Below are 25247 nucleotides of genomic sequence, written 5' to 3'. Positions count from 1 at the left end.
CTCCCCATTGCCGACGCACAATTCCCCTTTGCCCACGGACGCTCGATGAAATCCAACGACCTTTATAATTGCTTTGCTGCGGTTCTGACGCTTGCTTGTGTTGTCTCTTGCTCACGTCCCCAGCAGAGCCCGCCATTAGCGCAACCAAGTGATGAGAACCTACAGGACCAGGTCCACTTTGTGGATGTTCCACAGCCGCCAATCGAGAGTCCCATTGCCGTCGCAAATGATGCCGTGCAAGGAATGTGGCATGTCGTTGAGTGGGTGGACCGCAACGGCGTCTACACGATGGAGGAAGGGACACTAACGCCAATGAGTTTTCACGTATCTGGCAGTTCCGTTCGCAATCCTGGTTCTACAAATCCTGGCCAAGATTTCTCCTTAAGCGTCCAAGGGGAATACTTGGGTATAGACCTTTATTTCGATATGCCAATGTATGGAATAATGCGATTCGTGGGCAGTAACCTACAGCTTGCCCTTGTGTACAGGAAAGAAGGTGTGGAGCGTCCTAGCGACTTTAGCCCGAGAGCGGGCGTGGTAGTGCTCACCTTCAGTCGGCAGCCACAAACTATATCCCCACTCGTGAAACAGAGGTTTGCTAAGAAGATCGCAGACACTGCGGGCATGGAGATCATGAAGGCGGCAGGAGGTGGTCGTGACTTGGTGACCACTGTCCAACGAGTCGATTACGACCCCGCCCACTATGAGTACGAGATGGACATAATCATTTCCTTCAATGGATCTATCCGGGCCAGCAACAACTACCAGGTGGCAGGGAGGATAACAGTACGCCGTAGCGGATCCGGTGCCACCTTCTCTCGAACTGGGGCCAATGAAAACTACCTAGCATTGCTTCGTAATCGCGAAGACATTGCAACCGGCGTTTTTGCAGCAGCTATTCTCGCCGCGGCCGTAGAGGGGCAGAAATAGAGGATGCCGCTAGACTTGATTCCAGCCGCTTCTTCCAGAGATCGACGAGTGGGAAACAGCATCGTTTGTTGTGTACTTCTCCCATTTCGAGTTGAGCGGTGACGAATGCCTAGCATTTAACCGGAGGTATCAGGAAAGGCAGTATCACTGGGCATTCCGTATCGGACTGCTAAGTTAGCGCACATACTTTTTGGCAGCCGGCTCAGACTTGTTTCGCAAGCAACTTTCTTCATAACGTTGGACACCTAGTTATCTCTTGCCTTTGCCATCTCTACGCAGAGGGCATGAACAGCCCGCCGCGAAGCGGACGCAATCTGGTGCCACGGCTCTAAGATTAGCTCCAGGATAGAGTCACTCGCTGCCAACAAGCGACATTCGGAGGCATTGCCGTGCAGACATAGTGCAGACACAGGGGGCGCCGTAAGTTCTATGCTGGAAAAGACTTCGGGAGTCGCGTCAGATGGTTCGATTCCCGAAGTGCCAATTGGCGCAAATCGCTGCCAATTTAAGTCTTTTTGGGCGGGGTGTACTGACAGAGCGGCGGGGATGCAGCGCGCGACTCAACTATGCGAAGCAGAATGGCTGGATCGGAGCCAGTGTGTGAGAAAAGGATCCGCTAGGAGGCGGAGGGTAACATTGCCAAGGCAGCTGTCATGAGCGCCTTGCGTTGATTTGAAGTTAATAGCGGCCAAGCCGCGACCAGAGTACTCAGCTCGTCGTCAACTTCTATCTGGGTACAACGATGGGTACAACAGCCCCAATGAGTATTTCCTAAGTCGTTTCCCTCCATGCCTTTATCAGAACCGGCACGCAGTATCATAATCCGTATACCGCGGAGGAAAATCGGCCGCACGAGGATGTGGTAGTGCGACCAACTATTTCATCGCTTAAGAGTGCGCCGGACGCGGGCGGAGCGGCTACCCAATCCGAGTAGCCCAAGAGCCACGAGGACCAACGCTTTAGGCTCGGGTACGACTGTTTCATCGAGCCCCAGAGTACTGACGTTCGCCTGCGTTAGTGCCTCGCGGAGGAGATAGGCGTCGCTGGCGTCGGTACGTCCGTCGAGATTGAGGTCGCCCTGCAGGATCTTCTCGACGTGCGTCTTGCCGAAAGTATTAGACCGCCAGTGCTGCATGAACGCGGCAACGTCCTCGCTGTCTAGTCTTCCGTCCTGATTCACGTCGCCGGCGACGTTGGTCATCTCCGCATCGAACGTGAACTGCAAGTCGGCCCAATCGACCGCGCGGTTGCCAACGATCGCGACGTTCAATTGTCCATCGTTCAGCAGCGACAGACCTTGGGAACCGGGCGCAAGTTCAATCACAACAATCTGGCTCGCATCAAACTGCGGCCGAAAGCTCACCGAGTTCACCGCGAACGAGTTGGCAATGCTATCGAGTAGGATCGTTGGATTGCTGGAGGGTGATTGTGAAAGTGCCAGCGTAAGCACCGCGGAAGTTGCCGTGCCGTAGGGAACATCGAAGTCGAAGGTAAAGGGGATAATCCGCGAGGAACCATAGTTGGTGTCCATCGAACCCAACGGGGTTGAAGGGTACTGCGTCTGCAATGCGGACACCCATGAAGGATTGACATAAGGCTGATCGATTACCCCGTCGTTCTCGAACTGGTCGAAATCTCCTACCCAGTACTCTCTGGAAGTTGAATTCCCGCTGGCCTGTCGGACGGCCATCTGCGCTCGATAAAGGCTCGTTTCGCCGTACAACGTTTGTGGTGATCCGTGGGCGCTGATATAGCCCTGAGGATAAGGCGACATTCCGGGTAGTGACGAAGAGGTACGGACAGTGCCCTCGGATCCCACTAACCAGTTCTGCGATCCAGGAGGATTTTGCACCGCCAGATTGCCCGCCTCGCTGTTCCAAATAACCATGTTCGCGCCGGCCCAGCCGTGGCCTGTGCCTGAGTCATAACGATTCTGCACATTGAGCCCATTGTTCGTCGTGACATTGTCGTAGAGTGTCCCCGTCGAATAGCGCTGATGAGGTCCGCTGTCGGAGTAGCTATTCGTAGCCACGGCGTCGAGAAACACGTTGGGTCCACGACTCGGGCTGTTGTTCACAAAGTCGTGGCGGCCACGGTCCGACCGAACATCTTCCATCAGGTTCATCTGTCCCTGGTTGCCAAAGGGATACCGCCGGCCACCGGTGAGCTCCGAGATGGGGTCCACACTGACGGCATCGCGTACGGTAATTGACTTGGAACTGGTTGTGAGAGCGACCGTTCCATTAATCAGGTGTTCGCCGGTGATATCATACACCCAGGCGTTTTCGACCGAGTTCATGCGAACGAAGTCGTTGGCATGATCTTCGTTGGTCGCACTGACAACCACCTTCTGCCCGTCGCCTCGAATCGACTCGATGCCGATGTTGCTAATTCGATTGTGCGTGTAACTCGACATAGTTCCACCCCCGAAACGCTGCTCCAGGCTGTGGGCCAGGGGGGCGTCGAGGAACACGCGATTCTGCGATTCGTCGATTGCCACGATCGTACGCTCGTAGTACTGATGATATCGGCCCTCGTCGGGAGTCCACGGCAGGACGTCTGACTTGGTGCCGAGATCGTCCATGCCCATGAAGTCAATCCATTCCTGGGTGGCAGGTCGATGGATAACCACCTTGTCGCCAGCGCTCCAGCCGGTTGTTGATGCAAGCGTGAAACTTTTGGAGCCCGCGGGGACCACCTTGTCCACGATCGTGCTTCTCTTGGACGCATCCAACGTTAGGCTGTTCCTGGTGCCAATGTCCAGCATCGCGATTTGGTCGGTACCTGTGTAACTAAGTCTCGTACCTCCCGTGGCCCCATCGCCAGCCCCCCGCAGAATGACGCCGCTCTGTGTAATCTTGAGGGAATCACTGATATCGAACTGCCCGGCTGAGAGTTGCACCACACCCCGGTAGCCATGCTCGTTCAAAGGCATACTTTGCACGGTGGTAATGGCCGCCTGAATCGACGCCAAATTGTCGCCCGCCAAGGGCGAAACCTGCACGATTCGATTGCTGCTCACCACCTGCTGGTAATTGGGTAACGGAACTGCGCCTCCTTTGTACCCCACGCCCGAGAAATCCATGATCCGGTCGCCGCGAGCGTCAAGCGTATACACTAGACTGCCCGCTCCACCGGGGCGGACCCACTGGTTCGACTGGGCAAAGACATGTGGCGAAGCGAGAAGCAAGACCAGCCACAACAACCGTAGATACGGACAGCACAAGCAAGCAACATTCATGCGCAACGGAGGGGGCAGAAGGGTGGGAAGACAGGAGGGCTCGCAAGGCCAATGAGAAGAATCCTCAATGGCTCAACGGGGGAACATTCCCAACGGCTTTATGTACGCCTAACGGGAATTCAGCCTCAACAGACCGGCGTTTCTCGAAGATACTCTCCCTGCCACCCGATTAGAGAATATTGAATTACCTCTGCAAGGTAGTCCCAGGGCAATCGCTCGCGAGACGGGCAAATCTACCCCGCTTCTCGCATGTGCACATACGCTACCGCTGGAGAATGACTCGATGCTATCGGTGGACGAAGTTCTCACGCAGTGCACGGCCAGCAATCCGGTATATATCAAGTTGATGATAGACTTCTATTCCGATTAGTGGCCCCCGACATGGCGGGTTGCTTCGGAATCCATTGCAGCCTTATGGTGGCAAAGTTCAATGATCCGGATCACATGCCAGAAAAAATAGGTCGACTTACCTCGGCCAACTGCGTGGAGCATGATCGCTATTTGCTTTCGAGTTGGAAGTCAAAGACGTTATCCTTTCCGGATACGACTTCGACCTCAATGCCCGAGGTGGTGGCGTTTCGATAGCGCCCGGGTACGTCAACGTAACCAGCCGGAAGCTCATCGCTTTCCGAGTCGCTTTGCAGCGGTAGCACTATCACCTTGTGCTTGCCTAGTATGGCACCGTCTCCCGGGTTGTAGGTCGTGAGGACAAACGTGCCATCACGAGCCAAGGGAGCACTTGCTCCCCGGCCTTTCGCCGGCATCAACAGCACACTGCCCGCGGAAAGTGGTTTGCCATCGAGAGTTACAGTACCGTGAGCCGGGGCAATATCGAGCTGATAGCTTGGTCTACAGCCGGCAAGTCCCACAATGCAAACGGCAATCAAGCACAGGTTTCGCAGTAGGTTCATACGCGCGCGAGTTCTCATGTTGAATTCAACGAGTTACGTTAGTCGTGCCGGGTGTAGAAAGACTAATAATCGACCACAACTTCGCCTTCACCCCGGCTTGCCAGGCCTTGCAGCGTCGCTAGCTCGATGTTTTCGGTGATGAATCGGCTAGACCCATCGGCCATCGCGAAAGTAGCCCCGCCTGGATGGAGACTGCCGAAGGCCACATCGGTTCGCTCCGGCGCACCGGCACCGGGCGTTGTGCCGAAATTGATTGGAACATGGACGTTTCGGCCACCATAGGATGCCCAGTAATCTTGATACTTCTGAGAGCCATTGTTGGGGTCGAGGCTAGAAAGGGATCCGATTACCCAAACTCGCGATGATTGTGGAATGTCCCAAGAGACTTCACCGAGTAGCAAGGTCTGTGACGTGCCATCGGTTATGTCTTTGAATCGCGTCGTCGATTGCGGGTAGATGATGCCTCGATTCGCCACCCCACCGTTTCTGCAGGCATTGGAACCTGAGAAGATCATGACGCTGTAGTTGTAGGGGCTGTCGCTCGTCTTAAATGGGCAACTGACCTTGGGTCCCATGACCGCGTAGTAATGGTTGAGCCAGTCGCTTTCGTCCACCGTAATCGCCGGGCTGGCACCACGCGGACTGATCGTACAAGGGTCAAGCGATCTTGAAGGGCAACGACTCATCGGCAAGGCCCTTCCCCAACCGGCTTCCTGATTTGGATACTGCGCGTTATTAGGTCCACCAGCGGCGTAGGTCGTGTCGATCATGTCGAAGACGTTCCCTTGCTCAATGGAGGGCAAGATTTGCGCGATATACGACGCACCCGCCCCGTTGGCCGAGGAAGGAAAGCGTTTATGAGTATCCGCGTGCATATGGCAGCCAAGCGAAAGCTGCTTCACGTTGTTGAGGCACTGCGTGCGCCGGGCTGCTTCTCGAGCAGCCTGAACGGCGGGCAAGAGCAGGGCCACTAAAATACCAATGATGGCGATCACCACCAGCAGTTCCACGAGCGTAAATCCGCTTTGATGGCGGAGGGATTGGGGTTTAGTCATCGTACTGTACTCCTGATACGAACCGCCATGAGTTCCGGTATCGAAGAGGTTGCGCTCTCCGTTCGCCGGCTTCCGTTGAGGTAGTCACCATTACTCACGCGATATCGTGATCAGGCCTCGCCGCCGCAACGCGGCGAGGCCTGTCACAATGACCCCCAAAAGCAACGCTGCCCGCGGCTCCGGCACGTTCGTCGAGTGAGACGCACCGAGCGGCCCGCCACTGCCCATGCCGAAGTGTGCTTTCCAGAGGTCGTAGTCCTCACTGCCCACCGTGGCATTGCCCGAACCGTTGCCATTCAGCACCGATTCGTTGCCACCCAGGTTGTCTCGCCACACTGTGTAATCGGCCAGGTTCACAAGGCCGTCGTTGTTGAAGTCGCCTTGCACTACACCGGTCCCGCCGATGAACTGCACCGGCAGTGTTAGATCCATGTCCAGGATCGGGTTGTAATAAGTAAACGTCATTCCGGAGTCCTGAGCACCCGTCAGGTAGGCGGTGCCCAGCGATAGCGCGCTCCCCGGGGCGATGGTCGAGCTACCAGCGAGAAATAGCTCCGATAGCAGTGCGGAATTCGACTCGCCGGCCTGTTCCCACTTTTGACCCTCGCCGGCACCGATTGCGTCGGCCGCGGCACTGACGGCTAACCCCTCCCACGTGTCGAGCAAGCGATTACCCGGGCTAACGAGCTCGTAACCTGCCAGGGTGATCTCCTTGTTACTCCCTGCAGGGTTGAGCAAGCTGATTTCGCCCGTGGCTGTGTTCACTTGCACTTGTGGACGGACCGACATGGGTGTCAGGTCAGTGCCCACCAATCCAAACGCGTAAGTAGCACTGGATCCTGTACCCGCGACGCCTGCTTCCCATCGGGTACCATCGGGATTGGCACCGGGACCTCGCATTATATTGAAGCTGGAAAAGTCCGGCGTCTGGTCATCCCAGCCAGGGAAGAATTGAAAACCGTAGACACCCGGCTGTAGCATCAGCGCCGTGTCGAAGTTCACGAGGGCAGTCCCTGACGCGCCATTGTTGTCATTGGAAGGATTGGCAACACCCAGCTCGGCAGCAGTGGGCAGTCGGAGGCCCGTGGCAGACACGAGGACATCGGCGGGCGCAGGTTCTACAAGGTTTGCGAAGGCATTACCGCTTGCAACGCGAAAAACTCGGAAGTCAAACGTGTCGGGAGTGGCTCCATTACCCCGCATCTCGAAATTGAACGCGATTGCGTCGAGGCTTATGCCATAAGCCAAGTCCTCGGCGTTGATCGTAAACGAGTGCCCATTATTCCGCGCACTATTCACGCCCCGACTCGCCAGAGGTCTTGGGTCCCCCTCCACCAGAAAGTCGACTACCAAATTGTCGGGCTTGGAAAAGGTCGCTGGCTCGGTCGTCGTGGTAACGTAGGTCTCGGCACCACCCGCGGTTTTCAGCGGAAGTGTGGTAACCGTTACCGCGGACGCCCATCCTGGAACCAGGAGCAACATTCCTAAGGTGACTGCGACACGTGATGCTAGATTCGCTCGCATGAAAGTTATTTCCGATAAACGAGTACCACGAAATCGCCACAGACAACCCATCACGAGCAACAACGCAACAGTGACGCTCGAAGGCACCTCGGGCACGGCGATTGGATTCCCCAAAAGCGTGGCAAAAGAACCCAAGCCGTGAGCGGCCTCCCAGTGATTGCGGAATAGCCGGAAATCCTTCAAGTCGATATCCAGGTCGCCATCCAGGTCACCGGCCCGCATGGCCTGCGCGTCGGTAAGGAGGCTGATGTCGGAACGAAAATTGTCCCGAAAAGTGACCCAATCGGCCGCGTCAGGAAGCCCGCCATCGGCGTCCAGATCAATAATGCTAAGCGAACTGCCTCCGTTGCCCGTATAAAAAATCGGTACGGAAAGCTGCTCGCCACCTTCCAGTGTGATAGTGGCCAGCAAGTCGGATTCATTCGACGTCGCGATCCACGCACCCGCAGTTCCTAATACCAACTGCTGCTTACCAGCCAGAACGCCGCCGCTCATGGCATCTTCAAAAACGAACTCCGAGAATTCGGTATAGGGCACGACTTCGGGGAGAATCTCCCACTGGCCAATAGAGTCGATCTGACCAGGGCCCCCGGGGCTCGCGTCGTAATTGTCCGCGATGCTCTTCCAAGCAGCCCGATCGAGCGCTCCAAGTGTCGAGGTGATTTCATAACCCACGATTGTGGGGGAAGCGGATGTGCCATTGTTGACCAGCGAAATAGATCCGCTTGTTCGATCCACTTTGAATTGCAGCGGTGATTCAGAGCCAACCAAGCCAAAGGCATAGCTCGAATTGGCATTGGGGGCAGCGCCACCCGCAATGCCACTTTCCCATCGAATTCCGCCGGCATTCGCCGTCGGGCTACGATTCAATTGAAAGGCGGTATCGGCCGGCGTCGAACTTGTCCACTTTGGCAAGAATTGAAAACCATATACCCCCGGCTCCAAGTGGATCGGAGCGCTAAGGTCCAAGATGGCGGTCCCGGCCCCTCTACTGTTCGCGTTGACATTGGTACCACTGGTAGGCAATGTAACACCAAGCTGGGCAGCGGTAGGTAGTTTGAGCCCCGTCGCGGACGCGAGGATATCGCTGGTGGAGGGTTCCACCAGATTGGCGAAGGCATTACCGCTTGCAATTCGAAAGACTCGAAAGTCAAACGTGTCCTCGGGAGTGGCTGCATTACCCCGCCCCTCGAAATTGAACGCAATTGCATTCAGGTAGATGCCCGAAGAAAACTCCGCGGCGTTAATCGTAAACGAGTGGCCATTATCCCGCCCCTGATTAACGCCCCGTGTATCAATAGTTCTCGGGTCTTCCGTACGCAGGAAGTCGACCAGCAAATTTACAGGCTTTGTGTAGGTAGCTGGTGCGGCCGTAGTGCTAACGTATGTCGGCGTACCGCCCGAACTCATCGGAAGCGGCGTCCTTACGCTAACCGTTTCCGCAGATGCCGTGATCGTCCAGCCGCACAAAGCCAGGAAGGCTGCTGCTATGCAAGGTAGGCAGTGTCGTCGCCTCATCAGTACTCTCCAATTATGCTGTCGGAATTTGAAACCGAATTACCGATCGGACAGACAACTGTATCTGCCGCCTAAAGATGCCCCAACTCTAATTACTCATCCACGTGAATGGACAGTGGTGTAGCAGTAATGCCGCGGAGATACTCAACCTTCCAATCTCGCGTCACCTGCATGACCAATGTTCCTCGGTAACCATGAAACTGAAGCTGTCGCTCTATGAACCAAACCAACGATGTTGAACAGCGGCAAGTTGCCCCAGTGGCAACTTGCCGCGAAAGGTATCTACATTCGAATTATTTCCTGCGCCGAAGCAGGGCGAGAGACACGCCCGCCATTGCAAGTAGCATTACCGATGCTGGTTCGGGGACTGCCACGGTACCAACTAGGCCAAACGCGTAGCTCGAACTGGCATTGGGGGTAGCGCCACCCGCAGTGCCACTCTCCCAGCGAATTCCGCCCGCATTCGCAACCGGGCTTCGATTCAACGCGAAGGCGGTATAGGCCGCCGTCTGGCCATTCCAGTCTGGCGTAAACTGAAAGCCATATACCCCCGGCTCCAGGTGCAGAGCAACGTCGAAGCCCAGCATAGCGGTCGCTGATGCCCTACTGTTCGCATTGGCATTGGTGTTAGCGGCAGGGAGAGTTACACCAAGCTCCGTGGAAGTGGGTAATGCGAGGCCCGTTCCAGAAGCCAAAACATCGGCGGGCGCTGGTTCCACCAGATTGGCGAAGGCATTGCCGCTTGCAACTCTAAAGACTCGGACGGCAAACGTGTCCGCGGGGGTGGCTGCACTACCCCGCCCCTCGAAATTGAAGGCAATTGCGTTGAGGTCGATGCCATAAGGAAACTCTGCGGTGTTAATCGTAAATGAGTGCCCATTGTTCCGCGGATTGTTGACGCCGCGAGTGTCCAGATCTCTCGGGTCTTCGGTACGCAGGAAGTCGATTAGCAAATTGTCAGGCTTTGTATAGGTAGCTGGATCGGCTGTCGTGCTAATGTAAGTCGGCATATTGTCCGAGATGCGGTTCAATGGAAGTGGAGGCAGCACCGAGATCGTCGCTGCGGACGCCGACTGGCCGATTGCAACCACGAAGGTTGCCACTGCACAAAACAAACAGATTCGTCTCATTAGTCCGCTCCAATCATGTAGTCAGAACCACGAAGTGTACTCACCGATAAGACAGTCCATCGCATCTACCGCCGAAGATGCTTGAAGGTACGCGAGTCATCCAGCAGCGGAGAAACACCGAAATAGGAAGAACAGTGGTGGACGCTTAATGCGTCATGACGACACTGACTTTGGAAGAACCTGGGCGGTGGGCCTCGACAGGGTTCTCATCCAAGGCAACGGCGACAATGCCGTACATAGAAGTCTTTATGTTGGTATCCGTAAGCGAACCCAGCACGACTTTTCCAGGTTGATTTAGAACCCTTCGCCAAACCGCGAAGAATCGATTAATTCCATTCCCCGGCCCAATTCCTGCAACCTTGTCTCTCAGCCGGCGGCCATGATGACTGTATTCATCCAGGCCCACGGTGTCGTCTAGTTTCTCGAAGGATTCTTCCAGCCAGGGGGCGACCGAGTTGCGATTGTCCCATAGCACGTACAGATTGCAGGGACGCGCCACATCGATGGTTAATTGGAATTCCAACTGCTTATGACCGTTGAAGGTCCGAACGTAGTCGCCACCCACCAAGTACTTTGGTAGCCCCTCCTTGGTCACGCCGTTCCACTCGTAGGGACGATCGACGTAGGAGGCTTTGTCCTCATCGAATCCCCCTGGCACGATTTCGTAAAATCGCTTCGTATCGCCGGAGGGAAGATTGTCAGACACGTTGACAATGATGGGCAGCCCCCCTATGCCTTGCCGATCCGATGGCATGAAAGATCTGCTGCCGCCCCTGAAGACCGACATGATGCGGTCCAATTGCCCCGTTCGGGCAAAACGCACGGCTTCACCTCCCACCAGACGCTGAACGATGTCCTCACCCGGAGCTCGCGGAATCGAAAGGTCGACTTCGCCGTCGAACACGACCAAGTTGGTGCTGTTCAAATCGCCAACGTCCACCGCAAACTCGGTCCCCAAATCGGTCACATCTCCATGCGGAGTCGCGACGACAAAGCCATGCCCCGTCGCTTCGGTGACACGAAGTTTGACGCGCCCCTGATCCACCCGCAGTCGCATCGGGCTTTCGAGTTCCATCTGAGCTGGACCATCGACCACCAAGGTGCCGACGTTCTGTAAATTCATGCGTAGGGTGCCCCCGTCCATATGGATCACTCCCACGGATGGAGTTATGTTCCCGTCGGGCACAGACGATCCTGAACCGCGAGCCCCATCCGAACGACCGCTTATCACTACCGTGATCGCAAGCAGCATCGACGCCGCAATCGCGCCGCCCCACAGCAGTCGCCCGTGAATGCTTGAGGCGAATGCACGGCGCGGGCGAGCATCCTTTGCATCGCTTGCTACTGAAAGTGCCGTTGGCGCGGGAAGACTCTCATCGTGGCCGACTTCTACCTTTCGCCTATCATGACCGCGTTCCGCCAGGGCAGCATGAATGTCGAGGTAGGCAATGTACATGGCCCGAGCTTGCGGATTGGCCGATAGCAAGCGATCCAGTTCCCGAATCTCGGTATCGGTTGCAAGACCACCACACACCGAAGTTGCTAAGCGATGGAGTTGTAATTCGTCGAATGAGTTCATCGACCACCTCCCGCCGACACTCGGTGCTCAATGCAAAGGAAGAGCCGTCTGCGGATACGGGCCAAGGACTTATAGACCGCATTGGTCGACTGGCCACGATTTTTGGCCACTTCCTTGACCGTGGCGATCTGAGTTCCATAGCAGCAATCGATCAGCTCCGACTCTTCCGTCGAAAGCTGTTCGATGCAGTGCTCGAGTGCCGAGCGTCGCGCTTCGAACGTCGGGCAACCTTCTTCTTGCATCCGAGCGAGGGCCGTGACAAGATCGTCGTTAAAACAAACGCGGCTTCTGCCTTGCACACGCCGGAAATTGGCGATCTGAAGCCTTGCAATTCGACAGGCCCAAGCAGTAAAGTTGGTACCCGGCTCAAACTCATCAAACTTCTGCCACAAGACGATAGCTGTTTTCTGCTCCACCTCTTCCGCATCCACCCAATTCGGCACCAGTGTGAGGATGTAAGCATGCAATCGTCGTTTTGCGCCCAAAAGCAAATGGGCGAAATCTTCGATGCGTTCGTCGTTATCTCCCACGCGGATCATAAATCCCACTTCGGCGCTCAAGAAAAGTCACGAGGAAAAGAGAATTCCCCCCTGCGATGTCTTCATGTACGGCCGCGGAGAAATTGGCCTAACAAAAAGCTAACTTTGCATGGTTAGCGGGAATTCTGGCTGGATTTGTCGTCATCTGGGTGGCTCAGAGGACCGCTGGGGGCGAACAAGCCAAATTCTCAGGTCTCCTTGGCGGTCAAGAGCAGATGGGCGGGCGGCGTGCAACGCGAGGCTCCCCGGCAGCGATAAATCGCCTGCCCTCAATGCTAGGGTAGGTTGACTTCTGCCATGGTGCCGGGCATATAGGCATCGAATCTCGCTTCGTCGCGGATCTGGATGTGTGCCTAGTGGTAAAACTGCTATGCCCTCTAGCCAAATTGCTTGAATTCGCCTCCATTGTCAATTCGCCGGCATTGCCAAGTAGCACGATGCCGCTGCCGTTGTAGAAGTTTGTCCGCGTCGATAGGTCACTTCAAAAGCGTTTGTCCCCTATCCACTGGAGATTTATCTCTACGTGAAGTGGGATACGCGATACCTGCTATGTTCAACAGCGGCGCTGCGTGCCAGCAGGCAAGTACGACATCATGGCTGCCCTCTTTCCGGCGACTGAATGAAGGCAAGATTGATAACGGTTGGATTCACTTCCCATCTACACAACTTCGATTGACGCTCGACGAGCGTTCGCCGTATCCAAGTTCTTACCCAGACCCTACGTGCCTGAATTGGACTCGGTCTCGTCGACCTGCAGTTCACGGGGCTTCGCGACATCCCAATCAGCCGATTTGCCCCTGCGTTGTTTGTCGAGCCAGTTGAGCGCGGCCTGATGGACGATTTCGTGACCGCCCTGAAAGACTGTAAGCCGCGCGTTACGGGAGACTTTGCGAAATAAGACGGTCTTCGATCCATAGAGAGGGTCTGCTTTTGGTTGATCCGCCCCTTCTGGTAACGATTGGTTTGCATAGAATGCCGCCATAAACTTCTCAGATAGTCGGTCGTTTGGCGCGGCAACGATGTTGAAAGCACTCAAGGAGTGAGTGAAGGGTACGCTACCACCGCTATGCCCGTCGAAGACACCCGCGTTGATGTCCAGATTCACGTCGACAGCACGATGGAGATAGGTGATGGGCGACCGCTTGGCACAGCGGGCCGCGGCATCAGCATCCTGGTGGGGCTTCCCTCCGACTGCCAGCTCGATGTGCTTTGCGTATTTTTCCTGTGGACCATCGACCTTCTGTTGCCACCAAACCTCTAAGTCGGCAATCGGCACCCAGGCGGAAACACCAGCCCACACGTCTGGAGCCCGCCCTGCCATGAGTAGCGAGGCATGCCCCCCTCCCGAGACACCCACCAGATAAACACGATCGCTGTCGACTTTACAATGGCGTTTCGCATACCGCACCGCATCCAAGATGTCTTGCACCACAAAATCGCTTCCGCAAGCTTGCGGAGTCCAGTTCGGTCCACGAAAGTGCGGATGGATAAAATGCCAGTTGTATTCGAGGCACCAGCGAGCGTAGACAACCTCACCCCCGGCCTGGTCGTAGCCACCCGACCAGGTATGCAGACCAACGAGAAGTGGACGTGCTTCATTTCCCTCAGCCTTGTATAGCAGCATCGGTTGCTTCGAATTATCAATACTCGCCGAGTACTCGATGGTTCGAACTGCTTGGGGCCATCCAGCCAGTGCGAGCCCGCTAAGCCGACTGCAGATTGCGAGCGCAATTGCAACGTAAAGTGAGAAAACGAAGGGTTTCATAACCGTTCCAACTTGGAAGTTGCAAATAATTTGGCTCGATTCTATCGCACTGTAGCGGGAGCCCTTCTCAAAACCGCGGTATCCGCGGCGTATTCGGCCTCGCTCTGCTCTAGTGCTGTCGCCTTGCGGCCGATGCCCACCAGCTTGTGGCCTAACAGATCGACGGTAGCTGGCCGGTACCGGCAATATCACTGTACCACCGGGGCTCCTTGCTAGTGAGCTTTCCGGGCACAAGCATTCCCTTGTCGTTCAGGTCCCCACTAATGGTGCGAGGCCTTTTTTCATTATGCGTGCGCAAAGTAGTGGCAACTCTAAGGTGCTCGGGCCAAATGGGTCAAGCCGCGAGCATGGGAAAACGGGTGCGCGGAAAGTTTCCACAGTCGCCATAGAGAGTAATTCTCAGCGAGGGAAAAGTTAGAGAGTTTCGCCGCGGCACGGAAGCTGAGCAGCGCCTGAAAGGATGATTACAATCACCAACGCTAGCGCAGCTCCCTGGGGTACCTGACCCTCGTGGGTTACGCGGCCCGCTTGGCTGCTTCGGCCACGCCGAAGCCACCGCTCCAGCAGCCGAGCGTTCCCCAAGTGTCACAACACGATCGAGATAAACGCATTTGAGGCTAGTTAGATGAATCTACCAATCGGATTGCCTTGAACTCAACCCTTCGCCGGCGCGGCCCTCGAAGAATGCGACTTCGCCTCTTTTCTACTGCCGTGATGGGGGCGGAGGCAGACACAAGCATCCGACGTAGTGGGTGTCACTCCTCCACTTCTGCATTCCCCGAAAGGATCGTGATGAACACCGGGAGTGTCAGCATCAGTATGTATGCGACGCCGGCCAGGAGCGCAGTCCAGAACAACGTCCAGGAGGACGTGAGGATCATAGCCAAGAATAGGCTACCCATGATCGCAGTGCCGAACCACCAAAATGAGTGCCGCCTAATAAACCGCCCTCGATTCATAGCTTTCTTAATTGTCATGTTGTCTCCAATACGTCGTGGTGAACGTGGCGCCCGAGTGACACTCCCTGCCAGATTTCCAATGGGATATTCTTTGGGGTCGTGCCATGATGGACGCGAGGAAGGTGCCAAGTCTCTATTCGCCGAAGTGGGGGGTAGCGCAGCAAGGTGCATTGACAGGGGGATTTAAACCCTAAGGCCGGGAGCGGACCAAGGAAGAATGAGACCTGCCCCCCCCGTTCTCTACTATTCGCTCCAACAATTAAGCAGTCTGTACCACGGAACCAGCTTCCAAGAAACCATCCCGCTGTGGCTGATGAATCACTTCCTCCACCCGCAGTCGACGAGTACCATTAGGGACTCGCCACTGGATGACGTCGCCGACGCGGTAGCCGAGGATAGCGGTGCCGACGGGGGCAAGGACGGAGAGCCGGCTTCGGGCGATGTCCGCTTGATCGGGGTACACCAGCGTGTAGATATCCTCTTCGTTGCTATCAAGGTCGCACAATCGGACGGTCGACCTCATCGTCACCACGTCGGGGGGCACCTTATTCGATTCGACGATCTTGGCGGCGAGCAGTTCGGCGCGAAGATCATTCAAGTAGTTCTTCGGATCGATTGCGGCTGCGAATTCGCTGTCGAGCAGGTGTTGCAAGCGGCGGCAGTCGTCGCGGGTGATCAGTAAAGTTCGTTGGGTCATGAGGTTCGCTCGTGTGAAGATTGCAATTGTGTGGATAGGGACGCGTCGCCACGCTACTGCGACGCGGTCGTTTGCGAGAGTTAGTTGGGGATTGATCGGTTCTCGTCGGTGGTGGCGTTCGTCGCGCGGGACGTGCCAGCAACGCGTTTGCCTTCGCCATCGTGTAGGGTGCTACCTAAAACCAGCGCCCGTCCTCGCACGTCAACGGAGAGCTCAATGGGTTTGGGCAGGATGAACTGGGAGCGATACGACTTGATGGCACTAAGGGCCAGTTGTACGGTGTGATACGTGTCGGCTCGACCGCTCACTACGATGGAGCCGCCGGAAGTTGCCAGGGATAGGTCAGTGAGTCGTCCGTACGTTCGTTGCCTGATCTTGGATCGAAGTTCTTCCAGCAATTCGGACCTCCTGCTTAGGGTGTCGATGGCATGGTGCAAGACGACATGCCTTACTTCCGTGAAGCCAACGCTACGGCGACGTTCGCCTATAGGTTGAAGATGCCTGGCTGGCGATTGCGAGAGAAGCAATGCACGTTCGATGCCAATCGCACCGAGGCCCGCGATGCGAGCGAAAACCGGCATACGTGCCGCCAAGGCTGTCTCGCGACGGAGACAGTGACCACCCCGCGTGACAGTTGCTTAATAGCGAAAATCGTGGGCGTCTATCCCGTGCTTCTTCAACAGTTTGTGCATTCCTTGCCGCGACATGCCCGCTTGCTGGGCTGCTTGCGACACGTTGCCATGATGGTCGCGGAGCAACGAAGTGAGGTAAACCTGCTCGGCCTCGTCCATAGCTTCATCGCGCGATGAGCTAGCGGTAGTCGAGTCCGGCAGGGGTGACTCCGGTGACGAACCGTTCGGGGGCGAAGCGACCATGGAAGTGGGAAGGTCTTCGATTTCAATTTGGCTGGTCCGCGCAAGCGCGATCGCCCGTTCCACGGCGTTGCGCAGTTCGCGAATGTTGCCGGGCCAAGCGTACGTGCGGAAGCGATCGAGAGCCTCGTCCGAGAACCGATCGACGCGAGGCTTACCTCGCTGTAAGGACTTAAGGAAGTGCTCGGCGAGCAAGATCACGTCGTCGCCTCGCTCGCGAAGGGGCGGCAACTCGATGTGAATCACCCCCAGTCGATAGTACAAATCGCGGCGAAACCGGCCCGCGTTGACTTCCATCTGCAAATCGCGATTGGTGGCGCAGATGAAGCGAGTGTCAATTTGGATCGGTTCGTTCATTCCCACCGGCGTGAAGGTTTGCTCTTGAACCACCCGCAGCAACTTGGCCTGCAGCATTGCGGGCAGCTCGCCAATTTCGTCGAAGAAGGCGGTGCCACCATCGCACTTCTTCAAAAGCCCCTCCTGATCCTTCACGGCACCGGTAAACGAGCCACGGGCGTGCCCGAACAACATCGATTCGAACAGCGTTTCGGGAATCGCCGTGCAATCGATCACTTGCAGCAGGTGGTCGCGGCGTTGGCTGTGATCATGAATGGCCTTCGCTACGACTTCTTTACCCGTTCCACTTTCGCCCGTGATCAGGATATTGGTGTCCGTGCCAGCGATGCGGTCGATAATGTCGAACAACTCGAGCATCGCCGGGCTAGTGCCGATGATCTCGGGGAATTGGAGAGCCAGGGCGCGCCGCTGGTCGTCGTCGCGTTCGCCCATGTACTGATGAAGGGGGCGATGCGAGAGCGCACGGCGGACACTCGCCAGCAGGTCTTCGTACTTGACGGGCTTCAGCAGGTAGTCGGAAATTCCCAGGCGAATGCTTTCGATGGCCGTGGGAACCGACGGAACGCCGGTGATGACGATTAGCGGAATGTGGGGCCACTTCCGGCGTTCGTTGTGCAGCAGTTCCAATTGCAGATTGCCCGGCATGTTGAGGTCGGACAGCACCAGATCGAAGGGGTGGGTCGATAACGCCTCAAGGGCCGCGTGCGCGTCGGGAACGCATACGCATTCGTAGCCCGCTTTGCGGAGCAGTTCGCCAGTAGTCCTCAGGTAGAGAGGTTCGTCGTCGGCGATCAGAATTCGGGCTGGTGAGGTTTCAGTCATCCGTCGATTCAGCGGTGGGTTCGACACTCTCAGGAAAGTTGAGTTTAAAACAGGTACCACCGCCCGCACCAGGCACAACTTCGATCGAGCCCCCCATTCCCTCCATCAGGTTTTGCGACACCGAAAGCCCTAGCCCCATTCCCACCTTAGCTTCGCCGCCCCCCTTGGTGGTGAAGAAGGGGTCGAAGATTTGCGGCAGAAATTCTTCGGCGATACCGGCACCGCGATCTATCACCGAGATGCAGACTCGGTTGTCGGCCGCTTCGACGCGCAGGGTGACTTCCTCGCCCTCAGGGGAGGCTTGGATGGCGTTTCGAATGACGTTGTAGAGCACTTGTTTGACTTCGCCTTCGGGAAGTTCCACCGTCGTGGGAGCATTTCGACTCGATTCGGCGGGTAACTCGACCGCTATCCTTACTCGATGCTTCCGTGCCACGGCATCCAGCAAGGTCGTCACTTCGGCGAGGGTTTGTTCGATGCGAAACTCGCGAGCCGCCTGGGGACTGCGGCGGTAGAGCTGGTACATCTGATGGATAATCGTGCTGATTCGCTCGATCTCGCGATCGATCAGCTCCAACAATTCGTAGTGTTGATGGTCGGGCGAGAGATCGGCCTTGATCAGTTCGAACGCGTTTCGGATGCCTGCCAGCGGGTTGTTAACTTCGTGTGCTACACTCGCCGCCAGTTGCCCGAGCGCTGCCAGTTTCTCCATCTGCCGACGGTGTCGCTCTAACTGTTGGATGCGGGCCGTGCGTTCCTGCACCAGTTGCTCCAGGTGTTCGGCGTAAAGACGAATCTGGTCTCGCAGCCTGTGGCGCTCGGTAACATCGCGAATGCTGGTTCGAAAGCCCAGATGCTCCTGCGAATCGCTGAACATGGGTTGCCAGGAAATGGCCATCCACCGTTTGTCGCCGTTGCGATGAATCACTTGAAATTCGAGATCGCTCTGAGATCCGCGTGCCTTCGCGTTCTCCAGCATTCGCTCGATGTGAGGTCGATCCTCTCCCGCAATCAGTGCAAGCGGGTAGTCACTCATCGCCAAACACTCGGCCGGGGTGTATCCTGTATCCCGCTCCACCGCTTGATTTACCCAGAGAAGTGTGGCATCGGGCGCGTGCCAACTTTCCCAGTCGCAGGTGTAGTCGGCGACCGCACGAAAGCAACCATCGTCTGGCTCGTTCGCCCATCGGTCTCTTTCGGGCTGCGGTGAGATACTATCGCTAATCAACGCTCTACTCCCCTCAGCGAAGTTTCCATAGCCCAGCATGGCGCCGCGCCGTCACAACGCGAACTTTCCCGCTCGCTCAGGCTGAAAGACCAATTCGGCCACGTGCCACGGTCCTTCATCGACCCGCTCCTCCCATTCTATTATATCGCCAACACGGCGACCTAATAGATTCGATCCTAGGGGTTCGAGTACGGAGACTGCCATGTCCGTCAGCTCGACATACTCGGGGTAAACAACGGTGCGGAGCACTTCCTGCATTCCATCCGAGCTGACCAACCGGACCGTGGAGTTCATGGTCACGATGTCGTCCGGAATCGCCGACTGCTCGGCGGTTCTGGTGGTCTCCAGTTGCCATTCGAGCTCGTCCAGATAATGCCAGGGAACGGCACTCCGAGCGTCCTCCGACAAGAGCAAATGCCCTAGGCGATATCGATCTTCTTCTGTAAACAGTCGAGTCGTCATTAGCTTCTCCAATCTTCGTTAGGCAACGTGTTGTATGGATTACGGGGTACTGGGCCCCGCGCGGGAAATATCTCCAGAAGCCCAGGGCACGGGCTTTGCAAAGTCATACTCCGCGACCGATTCGCCGCGGGGCGGAAGTGGCGCTCGCGCCTCCCTACCGTCCGCCGTGGCCATCGCCCGCAATAGGACAGCAAAAAGCACGATCAACAGGACCAGGAGAGGTCCCCACAAGTTCTCGCAGGTTGTGTGCATTCGTGTATTCAACATGGCTTGCCTCCAGTAGAAAAGTGTTTCAAGGAGATGAACACTTTGTTAAGCAAGTCGCATGCCACGCCCGCGACGAGCAGTCCCCGTGTCTACTCCCTGGAGAAGTTGGCCATGTATAGCGCCCCAGATGGAATGATGTTGGCACTGCGATTGCGATTATTCACCGCAGGTCGCGTCGTCTCGACCGTCAACTTAACTGGACGGTGTCAACTTTGGGCGACTACTCATTTCTGCGAACAGCAACGATGCCGCAGAAATCACGGAATTGCCGACGCAGCGTCTGCCTAAGCGACTCGGCACTCGATTTGCTTCTATTAGAGGCAAGCAACAAATCGTTACCTAGTTCCTTGTCAGCAGCTCGACTGTGCGAGCTCTCTTCGGGGGATGGCCATGACCTTCTACACCACCAGACCTTCGCTTCCGAGCGTAAAAAGAGCCAAGCCTTCTTTCGGTCTTGCGGATGCATCATCTACATCCAAGCGTGCGGTGAGTGTGCGCGCCTTCCGAGACCATCGAAGCACTCCTCCTTTTCGGGAAGTGGTCGTACCTTTAGATGGCTCCCCCTACGCTGAGCATGCACTTCCGTGGGCAATTCATTTGGCCGAGCTGGCTGGTGTACGCGTTCGTGTTGTGCACGTCCACTTGAAGATGGAACCGGGGTTTCACTCGCGTCGCTTAGATCTATACGACCACACGGACCGTATACTGCGGCGGCCGATGGAAGACTACATGGCCAGAATCGCCCGTCAGATTGCTCGGGTCAGCGAATTCGGCGTTGCAATCTCGATGGTCGATGAACGCGAAGTGGACGCCGGATTGCTAACGTTAGCTGGGAATGGTGACGACTTCGTTGTAATGGCGACGCGTGGCCGAAGCCATCTGTGGCGAGCTCTCGTGGGCAGTGGCCTCGACTCCTTGCTAAGTATCCGGCAAGCATCCGTTCTGCATATTCCAGGCTATAAGTGCCCTGTGGACTTCACGTCCCGACCATCCATGCGCCATCCACTCGTACCGATCGATGGCACTCTGGAAAGCGAGCAAATTGTGCCCCACGTCGCACGTCTCAATAAGCTGGTTGACGGCCGGGGAACGCTGCTTCGCGTTATGGATTCAACCGAACGCACTGCCGGTGTATATGAAACTCCACGGGCTCTGTCGGCGGAGTCGAAGAGAACTCCGACGGGTGCGCTGCGCGAAAGTGCCAAGCTCTGGAAGCCGGAGCTACGGTCCATGCGAACGAGCATTGTCTGGAGCAACTATTGTGCGGCTAAGGAAATCATGGCGCAGGCGATAGAGCGCGAAGCCGATTATGTTGCGATCGCCACGCGCGACCGTCGTCGGCTGAGCCGCCTGTTTCGGCCGGGGGTGTTGGATTATCTGGTTCGTAGATCGCCAATGCCGATCCTAGTTGCTAAGCAATTGCCAACTGGCGGGATTAAGTCGAGTCAGCTGCCGACGAGCTGGTAAGGCCTCTCAATGCTTATCGCTTTACAGGGCAATTCGACGGCATCCGCCGCGTTTCGCCACTTCGCAATCGATCCCCAAAAGAGGGATACCTCTCCAAGCATCTGCACACTTGGAGAGCCAGATGCCGGAGGGATCACCCGCGTTCTAGGGTCAGGAGAGCGATGGTTGTGCCTCGCTGCGGACAAGGCCCGGCCTACCAAGCGGCGTCACTGAAACATACTGGACTCATCCCGTTTTGGCCACAGAACCAGGATACCTATTCCACCTGCTGCCAATGATGCCACGAAGATTCCGATCTTGGCCGCCGCATATACCGTGTCATCGGGGAAAGCTACTCCCGCGATAAACAAGGACATGGTGAAGCCGATGCCGCCGAGTGCGCCGGCCCCACACAATTGACGCCACGAATAGGCATCAGGTTTGTTAGCGATGCCCGTTTTCACAGCAAACCACGCTGCGGCGATGAGACCCATCGGCTTGCCGATCACCAGTCCCATTGCAATGGCCGCGATTAAACGAAACTGCCCTTCAAAAACGTTCGGGGACCACACAACACCTGCATTTGCTAACGCGAAAATCGGAAGCACTACATAACTGGACCAGGGCTCAGAGGCACGCAGAAGCTTGTCGGCCGGCGATTCGATTCGACGGTGAATTAGGTCCAAAGTCTCCAACGCATGCTCAGAGGGCCCGGACCGCATCGCCTCGGCAGTATGGTTGCCTTCCTTATGGATAATCGTCGAGGCTTGTGCCAAAAGTGCCTTGAGGTTCGCCGGCGGGCGTGCGGGGATGACCAGGGCCAGGATTACCCCCGCGAGTGTGGCGTGCAGCCCGGCCTCGTGCAGAAAGAACCAAAGTAAAACTCCGCAAATCGCGTAAGGGAGCGTACTGTAAACAGCGGTCCGGTTAAACACAAGCAGCATCGCAGCAACTACGAGGCTAACTACTAAGTAGGCTGCGTGGATCTGTTCCGTGTAAAATAGAGCAATCACCAATATCGCCACGATATCGTCGATAATGACCGCGGCTGTCAGAAAGACGCGAAGTTCAACGGGGACGCGCCTACCGAGAAACACGATAATCGCCACCGCGAAAGCCGTGTCGGTCCCAATAGGGATGCCCCACCCATGCCTCAGATCGGGAGGTGCAATAATCGCATAAATCACTGCCGGCAGTATGAATCCTCCAATTGCCGCGATGACTGGAAGAGCTCCAGAGCGAAATGTGGCTAGGTGTCCAACAGTGAACTCTCGCTTGATCTCTAGCCCCACGACGAAGAAAAAAATCGTGAGGAGCCCATGGTTGACCCAGTGGAGTAGCGAATGTGCGAACAGATTGTCGCCCCACTGAAAACCTAGTGGAGTTTCCCACCACGCATTGAAGGCCGGCCCGAAAGGAGAGTTGCTGATGACCAGGGCAAACAGCGTTGCTACTCCCAGGAGCAACCCTGATGACGGCCCCCAGCGTACGAACTCGAATGCAGCGGACTGAATTCGATGCCCCAGCGGGGCCAACATGGCATCCGCCAGCGAGCTTTCGTCCCACGCGCCGGTATACTTGCGGCCGTTGATGAAGAAAACGGGGGCTTCGTTGGCACCACTACGTCGGGCAGTCTCGATATCTGCGCTAACTCGCGACTTGGCCGCAGCTAGTGCCTCATGATTGGCTCCCCCGTCCAAGGCCACTTGGTGTTGTTCAGCTATTTGTGCAAGGTCGCTCACCGAAAGGACGGGACCCCGCTCCATGAGCGCTTCGTGTACCTCCCAAAACTGTCCCGTGGTCTCGGCCACCTGCTCGGCAAGCTCGGCGGCGCGCGTCGCAATGTTATTTCCAGCGACCGGCAGATGCCTGTAGACATACCGCATTCGATCGCCGAATCGACTGCGGAGTTGTTCGACAACATGGTGAATGGAGCGACTCCAAAAGGTGGCGTAGCTCCCATACTGAACCAACGTCATTTCGGCGTCGGACGGACCCACAACGTGATCACGGGCGGGATCTACTGGCGGGTCAAGCATGAGAAGCATTCTAAGGCGACGTGATAGCGACACCACCAATTGAGGGTCAATTTATCGAAACGGTGGCGATCCCTTCAACCCACGGCCATCTCGTTGGATGCCCTTGGTTGACTTTACGCAAGGAATGCGAATCTGCCACACGTAATGCTTTGATCCCCCCGCCTTCGTTGATCCACCGATCAATTTCGGGATCGTAAGCGGCGATATAGTCAGTTTTCCCTTCCATTCGCGTGTCGAGTATTGAATTCAAAGAACGGATCATAATTGTAAAGCTGCTAGCAGTGATTGAGAATTCCAACAACGCAAAAATTGCACCGAGGGGTAGGTGGTCACGCGAATCGGGATACAGGATCCGCGTTCCATTAACTACCCGTCTCGCGCAGATGACGGGGGCGGCATTGGTTCGACTTCCACAATCTCTATGGCAATAGTTCCTCCTGGAGCATCGAATTCAATGATCTCCCCCGCGCCACGACCATAGATCGCGTGGCCGATGGGAGTCAGGGTGGAAATGCGATTGTGGCGGATGTTGGCGTCACCGGGGGCTGTGAGCGTGTAGGCTTCCACTTCCTTTGTCTGAAGATCTCGAAGGTGAACAGTCGAACCGACTTCCACAATCGGCGCAAAGCGAGTCCTAGAGTTCATTTCGCTTCCTGGTAAATGGGAGAAGGGGGCAAACGATCAATACAATTCAACTCTCGGCAGACGTGCGTCGCCGGGCACGAGTCTGATGAATGCGACGGTTAAGCACTCTACCTGCTCGGGCCGCAGCATCCGCAATAGCCACATAGCTGTTGGTGGCCATGGCCGACATAACAATCCGCCCCCGAGGGTGCAGCGCGAGGTCCATGCGACATCGAATGTCCACGCCCCCTCGTGGCCCGTTGACGTCTTCCACCCAAACGTGGACGGATCGAAAGCGATGGGCAAACTGGCTAAGTGCCGCGGATAGAATTCGCGGCACGGCCTGGCGCAAGCCACCGTCCAAAGGTAGCCTCCGCGAAGCGACGGAAATTCCCACTTCGCGATAAGAGGTAGTGAAGTGTCGGCTAGCAGTCATTGGTCGAAACCTCTTTAAAGTGAATCTTGCTCCGAATGGTTCTCTCGGTGGATTAATCGCAAGTATCGTGCCCAAGGAGCGACGCCTGCTAAAATCGGGGATTCTGCAGAAATATGGCGTGGAGTGCTCACAAGCTGTCAACCCGAGTTGACGAATTACTCCATGGGTTGACACAGTTGGCGGGGCGTAGACTCCACGCGCGGGGAGAGTCACCAACGGAACCGATCATTGGGCAGCCGCAGCGGAGAGCCCGCGCGCGGTTGCGGTCACAGATCCACATTCTGGCGACAGATGATTAGGCCGGCACGACCAAAGCAGTTCGGTATATCAGCGATAGGCTCGGCCAAGCATGGAGGATGTCCTCCATGTCACCTGGCGCGTCGACCTCTGTTCATCAGCCAAACTGCGTTTCCCGAAGGTCTTTCTCTGCAATCGCTTATCGAACTCGGCTCGCGGAGTTTCAATGCGTGTATCCCGGATTAAAATTCCTCGACCGCTACCTGCGTCCAAGCATGTCCAGAGACGACAATCAATTCTGAACGAACAACCTCCAAAGGTACTCGTTGCAATTAGGGGCCCAACTGTTCTGGAGGGCAGGCCTCCGGCCACCTTACGGCCTCGTACTCCGCACGGTTGGCCTGATGGATTCGGTCATACTCTTCGGGTCGCATCGCCGCTTAAAGTGCCCCGCAAGGGAAGGAAAGCCAACGACTTCTTTGGAAGCTCTCCGGGAAGAAGCTTGATTCACATTAAGGTTGCGGAAAGGTGGCGAGCAAGAGTGCTACTTGCTTCGGCCCTATATTTGGGCAATCCACTAGAGGTACGTAGCTACGGCGCCCGCTCGCA

18 protein-coding genes are annotated in these 25247 nt (G+C 56.3%); 2 read left to right on the top strand and 16 right to left on the bottom strand.

Features of this window, described 5'->3' with window-relative positions:
• The first annotated feature begins 45 nt into the window (after positions 1-45).
• Positions 46-930: a hypothetical protein gene (locus SH292x_RS22695; protein WP_442483307.1), complete on the top strand. Its 885-nt coding sequence runs from the start codon at positions 46-48 to the stop codon at positions 928-930.
• An 880-nt stretch (positions 931-1810) separates the two neighbouring features.
• Here SH292x_RS22695 and SH292x_RS22690 read toward each other — a convergent pair.
• The 13 genes from SH292x_RS22690 to SH292x_RS22630 all read right to left on the bottom strand — a co-directional run bounded on the left by SH292x_RS22690 (position 1811) and on the right by SH292x_RS22630 (position 19589).
• A complete protein-coding gene (locus tag SH292x_RS22690; RefSeq protein ID WP_442483306.1) occupies positions 1811-4048 on the bottom strand; it encodes a dockerin type I domain-containing protein in 2238 nt (745 codons plus the stop codon).
• Positions 4049-4668: 620 nt separating this feature from the next.
• A complete protein-coding gene (locus SH292x_RS22685; protein ID WP_442483305.1) occupies positions 4669-5100 on the bottom strand; it encodes a hypothetical protein in 432 nt (143 codons plus the stop codon).
• 44 nt (positions 5101-5144) lie between these two features.
• On the bottom strand, positions 5145-6092 hold the full coding sequence (locus SH292x_RS22680) for a DUF1559 family PulG-like putative transporter (RefSeq protein ID WP_442483304.1): 948 nt from the start codon (positions 6090-6092) through the stop codon (positions 5145-5147).
• 135 nt (positions 6093-6227) lie between these two features.
• Positions 6228-9071 (bottom strand): hypothetical protein, encoded by a 2844-nt coding sequence (locus SH292x_RS22675; RefSeq protein ID WP_442483303.1) that lies wholly within the window; start codon positions 9069-9071, stop codon positions 6228-6230.
• A gap of 401 nt (positions 9072-9472) precedes the next feature.
• Complete coding sequence (locus SH292x_RS22670; RefSeq protein ID WP_442483302.1) at positions 9473-10309, bottom strand: PEP-CTERM sorting domain-containing protein; 837 nt, start codon at positions 10307-10309, stop codon at positions 9473-9475.
• A 145-nt stretch (positions 10310-10454) separates the two neighbouring features.
• Positions 10455-11888 carry a FecR family protein gene (locus SH292x_RS22665; protein WP_442483301.1) on the bottom strand — a complete coding sequence of 478 codons (1434 nt, stop codon included), beginning with the start codon at positions 11886-11888 and terminating at the stop codon, positions 10455-10457.
• Positions 11885-12448, bottom strand: coding sequence for a sigma-70 family RNA polymerase sigma factor (locus tag SH292x_RS22660; RefSeq protein WP_442483300.1), 564 nt, complete (start codon positions 12446-12448; stop codon positions 11885-11887). Before SH292x_RS22660 ends, SH292x_RS22665 begins: the two co-directional genes overlap by 4 nt.
• Positions 12449-13145: 697 nt before the next feature.
• Complete coding sequence (locus tag SH292x_RS22655) at positions 13146-14051, bottom strand: alpha/beta hydrolase family protein (protein ID WP_442483299.1); 906 nt, start codon at positions 14049-14051, stop codon at positions 13146-13148.
• 1359 nt (positions 14052-15410) lie between these two features.
• Positions 15411-15848, bottom strand: a complete 438-nt coding sequence (gene rnk / locus SH292x_RS22650; RefSeq protein WP_442483298.1) for a nucleoside diphosphate kinase regulator — start codon at positions 15846-15848, stop codon at positions 15411-15413.
• Positions 15849-15928: 80 nt separating this feature from the next.
• Positions 15929-16429 (bottom strand): hypothetical protein, encoded by a 501-nt coding sequence (locus tag SH292x_RS22645; protein WP_442483297.1) that lies wholly within the window; start codon positions 16427-16429, stop codon positions 15929-15931.
• 57 nt (positions 16430-16486) lie between these two features.
• Positions 16487-17899, bottom strand: coding sequence for a sigma-54-dependent transcriptional regulator (locus SH292x_RS22640; RefSeq protein ID WP_442483296.1), 1413 nt, complete (start codon positions 17897-17899; stop codon positions 16487-16489).
• Positions 17892-19127, bottom strand: a complete 1236-nt coding sequence (locus SH292x_RS22635) for a sensor histidine kinase (RefSeq protein WP_442483295.1) — start codon at positions 19125-19127, stop codon at positions 17892-17894. The genes SH292x_RS22640 and SH292x_RS22635 overlap by 8 nt, the downstream gene beginning before the upstream one ends.
• A gap of 51 nt (positions 19128-19178) precedes the next feature.
• Complete coding sequence (locus SH292x_RS22630; RefSeq protein ID WP_442483294.1) at positions 19179-19589, bottom strand: GreA/GreB family elongation factor; 411 nt, start codon at positions 19587-19589, stop codon at positions 19179-19181.
• Between the two features lie 651 nt (positions 19590-20240).
• On the opposite strand from SH292x_RS22630, the gene SH292x_RS22625 reads away from it, so the two are divergent.
• Positions 20241-21323, top strand: a complete 1083-nt coding sequence (locus tag SH292x_RS22625; RefSeq protein ID WP_442483293.1) for a universal stress protein — start codon at positions 20241-20243, stop codon at positions 21321-21323.
• Between the two features lie 206 nt (positions 21324-21529).
• Here SH292x_RS22625 and nhaA read toward each other — a convergent pair whose 3' ends face one another.
• From nhaA to SH292x_RS22610, 3 genes are all read right to left on the bottom strand, one after another.
• Positions 21530-23341 carry a Na+/H+ antiporter NhaA gene (gene nhaA / locus SH292x_RS22620; protein WP_442483292.1) on the bottom strand — a complete coding sequence of 604 codons (1812 nt, stop codon included), beginning with the start codon at positions 23339-23341 and terminating at the stop codon, positions 21530-21532.
• A gap of 46 nt (positions 23342-23387) precedes the next feature.
• Positions 23388-23603, bottom strand: a complete 216-nt coding sequence (locus SH292x_RS22615) for a hypothetical protein (RefSeq protein ID WP_442483291.1) — start codon at positions 23601-23603, stop codon at positions 23388-23390.
• Between the two features lie 104 nt (positions 23604-23707).
• A complete protein-coding gene (locus SH292x_RS22610) occupies positions 23708-23986 on the bottom strand; it encodes a GreA/GreB family elongation factor (RefSeq protein WP_442483290.1) in 279 nt (92 codons plus the stop codon).
• Between the last annotated feature and the right edge of the window lie 1261 nt (positions 23987-25247).

It is taken from the genome of Aeoliella fuhlenseeensis, assembly GCF_052161615.1.
GTDB lineage: Bacteria > Planctomycetota > Planctomycetia > Pirellulales > Lacipirellulaceae > Aeoliella.
Note: the sequence above shows the minus strand (reverse complement) of the source record. Positions and strands in the feature narration are given on the sequence as shown.